The sequence below is a fragment of the Brevundimonas sp. genome, assembly GCF_024711105.1.
Lineage (GTDB): Bacteria > Pseudomonadota > Alphaproteobacteria > Caulobacterales > Caulobacteraceae > Brevundimonas.
This window is the reverse complement of record NZ_JANJTL010000110.1, coordinates 1-3,460: the sequence shown is the minus strand read 5'-3', so window position 1 is coordinate 3,460 and position 3,460 is coordinate 1. Positions and strand designations below refer to the sequence as shown.

Here is a 3,460-nt window from a genome sequence, read left to right as displayed (position 1 = left end):
GGGCCAGGTTCGGCATGACGATGGCGCGCGCGAACTGACGGGCCGTGTGGCCGACCACATCCCCCAACATGTCGCCGTCGCGCAGATGCAGGTGCCAGTCGTCGGGGCGGCGGATCACGAGGCGGTCGGTCATGGCGGCCCTCTTAGCCCGCTCCGTCCCTGGACGGGAGGGCCAGCAGCGTGGCGCGCTCCTCGGGCGTCAGATGCCGCCAGGCGCCTTCCGGCAGGTCGCCGAGCTGGAGCGGGCCGATGCGGACGCGGAACAGGTCGGTGACCCGCAGGCCCACCAGTGCGCACATGCGGCGGCTCTGGCGGTTGCGGCCCTCGCGCAGGATGAACTTCAGCCGGCCCTTGCCCTTGTCGAAGACGCCCGCGGGCTTGAGCACCCGGCCATCGAGCTCCAGGCCGTGACGGAGCAGGGCGACGGCCTCGGGCGTGACCTCGCCGCGCACGCGGACGCGGTATTCCTTCTCCAGTTCGGATTCCGGCCCGATCACCGCCTTGGCAACCACGCCGTTGGAGGACAGGAGCAGCAGTCCGCGCGAGTCCTCATCCAGCCGTCCGATGGGCGGCAGCGAGGCGTCCGGGGCCGGGACCGGGCCGTCGCCGATCCGGTTGGCGGCGATCAGCAGGCGTGCGGCGGGAACCTTACCGGGTTCGGGCTGGCCGGAGACGTAGCCGGTCGGCTTGTGGACGATCAGGGTCATGCCCTCGGCCAGCGCCGCCTGGGCGCGGTCGGACAGGGTCAGGGTCTCGCCCGGCGCGATCTTGCGGCCCGGATTGGCCACGACCTGACCGTCGATGGAGACCAGGCCGTCGGCGATCAGCCCCTCCGCCTCGCGGCGGGAGCAGACGCCCGACTGTCCCAGCCATTTGTTGAGGCGGACCGGCTCGGCGCCGTCGTAGGTGCGGGTCCAGGCCATCAGACGCGTCGGAACAGCAGGCAGAGGTTGTTGGCGGGCATCTCGATCCGCAGGGTGTGGGCCAAGCCTTCGTGCTTGGCCGCCAGCACCACCTCGTCGAGCTCGCGCAGGCCCCAGGCCGGGTCGCGCGCCTTGAGGCTCTCGTCGAAGGCGGCGTTGGAGGGCGCGAGCGGCACGCCGGTCTCGCGATAGGGGCCGTAGAGCACCATCAGCCCGCCGGGATTGAGCAAAACGCGGCCGGCCAGCCGCATGAGGCCGAGCGTCGCCGCCCAAGGGCTGATGTGGATCATATTGGCGCAGAACAGAGCGTGGAAAGGGCCGGCGGGCCAGGTGCTCTCGTCCGTCGCGTCGAGACGGATCGGCGGCTGGAGGTTCTCCGGCCCCTCGGCCTCGCGCCAGGCGGCGGCGCTTGCGATGGCGGCGGGGTCGGGATCGCTGGGCGTCCAGTCAAGGCCGGGCAGAGCGCGGCTGAAGGCCAGGGCGTGCTCGCCCGCGCCGCACGCGACCTCCAGCACCCGGCCGCGCGCCGGCATGTGCGCCCTGAGCACCTGCAGGATCGGCTCGGTGTTGCGGGCGCTCGCGGGGGAGGACAGGCGCGGATCGGTCATGCCGCTCCATAGCATTCTTGCCGACTTGTCATCCTCAGGCGGAAAAATCCGCGTTAGGGTGCGGCCATCGTGCGGCGGCAGCCGCGATTCCCGAGGGGGGAAGAACCATGGCTTTTTCCGCGAGCGAAGCGGCGTTCGAAGGCTTCCGGCTGGCCCGCCGGTCGCCCATGACCATCCTGATCTGGGCCGTGCTCTACATCGTCATGACGGTTGCGATCCTGGCGCTTGCTGGCGGCTCGCTGGCCGCCTTCATGGAACAGGCGCAGGCGCTGGAGACCGGCGGCGAGCCCACGCCTGAGCAGATGGCCGAGTTCCTCGGCGCTTATGCCGCCTTCATGGGGGCCGTGGGGCCGATCAGCATCGTCATGAGCGGCGTGATCTACGCCGCCGTGAACCGGGCGGTGTTCCGCCCCGAAGAGGGCGCTTTCGGCTACCTGCGCCTCGGCATGGACGAGCTCCGCGTTGTGGTCGTCTACTTCGCCCTCAGCATCCTGGCGGCCATCTTCTTCGGACTGCTCGTGGCCGTGGGCGCCGTGGTTGTCGGCGTCGCCGCGAGCGCGATGGGCGATTCAGGCTGGCTCCTGGTGATCCCGGCCATTCTCGCCTTCATCGCCGTGATGACCTGGGTGCTGGTCCGCTTCTCGCTCGCGATCCCGATCACGGTGGCCGAAAAGAAGTTCGCCATCTTCGAGTCGTGGAGCGCCACCAAGGGTCACTTCTGGGGGCTGCTGGGCATGGGCCTGCTGGCCTTCGTGCTGACGATCGTGGTCCAGATGCTGCTGACCATGGTCTTCATGCCGATCTTCTTCTTCGGCATGGGCGGCTTCGACAACCTTGAGGCCATCAGCTCCATGGCGCCCATGGAGGTGTTTCAGACCATGCTGCCGCTAGGCATCAGCGTCTTGGTCTACCTGGGCGTCCTGTCAGCTCTGCAGCTTGCGATCATGTACGCCCCGTTCGCCGCGGCCTATCGCGACATCCGGGGCGGACAGGTATCGGCCTAGGCGCGCTTCCTGGCGGCCGCCGCGCGTTGGGCGTGCCGGTCAAGGAGGTCCTTCAGATAGCGGCCGGTCCAGCTCGCTGGATCGGCCGCGACCTTTTCGGGCGTGCCCTGGGCGATGATCTGGCCGCCGCCGTCGCCGCCTTCGGGGCCAAAGTCGAGGATCCAGTCGGCGGTCTTCACGACGTCGAGGTTATGCTCGATCACCACCATGGTGTTGCCGGCCTCGACCAGCTGGTGGAGCACCTCCAGCAGCTTCTTGATGTCGTCGAAGTGCAGGCCGGTGGTGGGCTCGTCGAGGATGTAGAGGGTCCGGCCGGTCGCCCGCATTGACAGCTCCTTGGCCAGCTTGACCCGCTGGGCCTCGCCGCCCGAGAGAGTCGTAGCCTGCTGGCCGACCTTGACGTAGCCGAGGCCGACGCGCTCCAGCGTCTTCATCTTGTCCCGGATGGAGGGCACGGCCTTGAAGAAGCCGGCGGCCTCTTCCACGGTCATGTCCAGCACGTCGGCGATGGACTTGCCCTTGAAGATGATCTCCAGCGTCTCGCGATTGTAGCGACGGCCCTTGCAGACGTCGCAGGTGACGTAGACGTCGGGCAGGAAGTGCATCTCGATCTTGATCAAGCCGTCGCCTGAACAGGCCTCGCAGCGCCCGCCCTTGACGTTGAAGCTGAACCGGCCCGGGCCATAGCCGCGCGCCTTGGACTCCGGCAGGCCGGCGAACCATTCGCGGATCGGGGTGAAGGCGCCGGTATAGGTCGCCGGGTTGGAGCGCGGGGTGCGGCCGATGGGCGACTGGTCGATGACGATGGCCTTGTCGATGTGCTCGAGCCCCTCGAAGGCCCTGAGGCCCGCGGGGAAGGGGCGCTTGGAGAGGGTGTGCTCGATGGCCCCCATCAGGACCTCGTTGATGAGCGTCGACTTGCCCG

Annotated in this window: 4 protein-coding genes; 1 reads left to right on the top strand and 3 read right to left on the bottom strand. The window is 68.8% G+C overall.

Going from position 1 to position 3,460, the window contains the following annotated elements:
* Nucleotides 1-143 precede the first annotated feature (143 nt).
* Together Q0M60_RS08325 and Q0M60_RS08320 are read right to left on the bottom strand one after the other, a co-directional pair.
* The gene (locus Q0M60_RS08325) at nucleotides 144-923 is read right to left on the bottom strand and encodes a pseudouridine synthase (RefSeq protein WP_296818184.1); all 780 of its coding nucleotides are present in this window, start codon (nucleotides 921-923) and stop codon (nucleotides 144-146) included.
* Complete coding sequence (locus Q0M60_RS08320) at nucleotides 923-1,531, bottom strand: DUF938 domain-containing protein (RefSeq protein ID WP_296818182.1); 609 nt, start codon at nucleotides 1,529-1,531, stop codon at nucleotides 923-925. Before Q0M60_RS08320 ends, Q0M60_RS08325 begins: the two co-directional genes overlap by 1 nt.
* 107 nt (nucleotides 1,532-1,638) lie before the next feature.
* Between Q0M60_RS08320 and Q0M60_RS08315 the strand changes: the two genes are divergently transcribed.
* On the top strand, nucleotides 1,639-2,535 hold the full coding sequence (locus Q0M60_RS08315) for a hypothetical protein (protein WP_296818180.1): 897 nt from the start codon (nucleotides 1,639-1,641) through the stop codon (nucleotides 2,533-2,535).
* Here Q0M60_RS08315 and Q0M60_RS08310 read toward each other — a convergent pair.
* Nucleotides 2,532-3,460 (bottom strand): ATP-binding cassette domain-containing protein (locus Q0M60_RS08310; protein WP_296818179.1); only part of this gene is annotated, 929 nt, incomplete at its 5' end. The genes Q0M60_RS08315 and Q0M60_RS08310 overlap by 4 nt on opposite strands.

What these genes read in the sequence shown, in the direction of transcription:
- Q0M60_RS08325 (WP_296818184.1), bottom strand. Translation starts at nt 923, where the DNA reads ATGGCCTGGACCCGCACCTACGACGGCGCCGAGCCGGTCCGCCTCAAC.
- Q0M60_RS08320 (WP_296818182.1), bottom strand. Translation starts at nt 1,531, where the DNA reads ATGACCGATCCGCGCCTGTCCTCCCCCGCGAGCGCCCGCAACACCGAG.
- Q0M60_RS08315 (WP_296818180.1), top strand. Translation starts at nt 1,639, where the DNA reads ATGGCTTTTTCCGCGAGCGAAGCGGCGTTCGAAGGCTTCCGGCTGGCC.